2 protein-coding genes are annotated in these 967 nt (G+C 31.3%); one reads left to right on the forward strand and one right to left on the reverse strand.

The features are described 5' to 3' along the window. A partial coding sequence (locus JIV24_RS22535) for a hypothetical protein (protein ID WP_234445928.1) occupies window positions 1–185 on the forward strand: 185 nt, incomplete at its 5' end. Between the two features lie 56 nt (window positions 186–241). Here the strand turns inward: JIV24_RS22535 and JIV24_RS22175 are convergent. Continuing rightward, entirely contained in the window at window positions 242–856 is a 615-nt protein-coding gene (locus JIV24_RS22175; protein ID WP_200467273.1) for a hypothetical protein, read from the reverse strand. Window positions 857–967: the final 111 nt, after the last annotated feature.

Consider the following 967-nt stretch of genomic DNA (forward strand, 5'->3'; position numbering starts at 1 on the left):
CATCTCAATTTACAGCATGTAGTGAATATTTTGCCGTTCACTACTTCTCGGCACACGATGAAGCGATTGGCAATTTATCAAAACAAAACTTCCAAAATCCCTCTGAGCCAAATCTTTTATTTGTTTTTATCTTTCCATTTCTAAAGCCAAATCAAAGATTTGGCGGTGTTCAATTACCAAACTAAACTTCCAATTGCTCACGAACGCCAATTGCTTTATACTAGCGTGTTAGGCTTTGTAATTATTTCATTTTCATTCGCTTCTTTCTAATATAAGAAACAGTCAAACCTCCAGATACTCCAATTACAATTCCAATAATTGTTAATGTATCTAAGAATCCGCCATTTGGTTCTAAAATGAAAGAGAAAAATATGCTTACTATTGCAATTCCAGCAAAAATCCATTCTGCAATTCCATATTTTGTGTCTGAACAAGCTTTTAACCAATTTTTGTATTTGTCATTTTCTGGAAAGTTCTCAACTAATTTTAAAAAATCAATTTCTGCTTTCTGCTTTTTCTGCAAATTGAAGTTTATCATTCCCCTGTTCCAAACCAAAGCTTCATACATAGGTTCTTCAATAATATTTTTGTCCTTCAGTTTTATATCATTTTCAAATAGTAGAATTGATTTTTCAATATATGGTAATGCTTTTTTTAAATATCCATTATTAACTAACTGTATTGAATAATCAGACAATAACCGTGTTGATTTAAAATATTTCTCGTATTCGTCATTTGAATAATCTTGTCCAATTACTATTAAATACGGTTCAACAATCCTTATAAAATTTTTAGGTTCTTTTATTGAATTGTCATTATAAATTAAGTCGTATATTTCTTCAAGTGTCTTTTCCATCCTATTTGGTCTAGCATGTTTTTTTATAAAGCCTAACGTTTGGCTAGTCGAGTAGGCAAAGGGAATTTCACCCTAAGCCTCTCACAGAACCGTGCTTGATAGTCTCCCATC

This window comes from Carboxylicivirga marina (assembly GCF_016612505.1).
Lineage (GTDB): Bacteria > Bacteroidota > Bacteroidia > Bacteroidales > Marinilabiliaceae > Carboxylicivirga > Carboxylicivirga marina.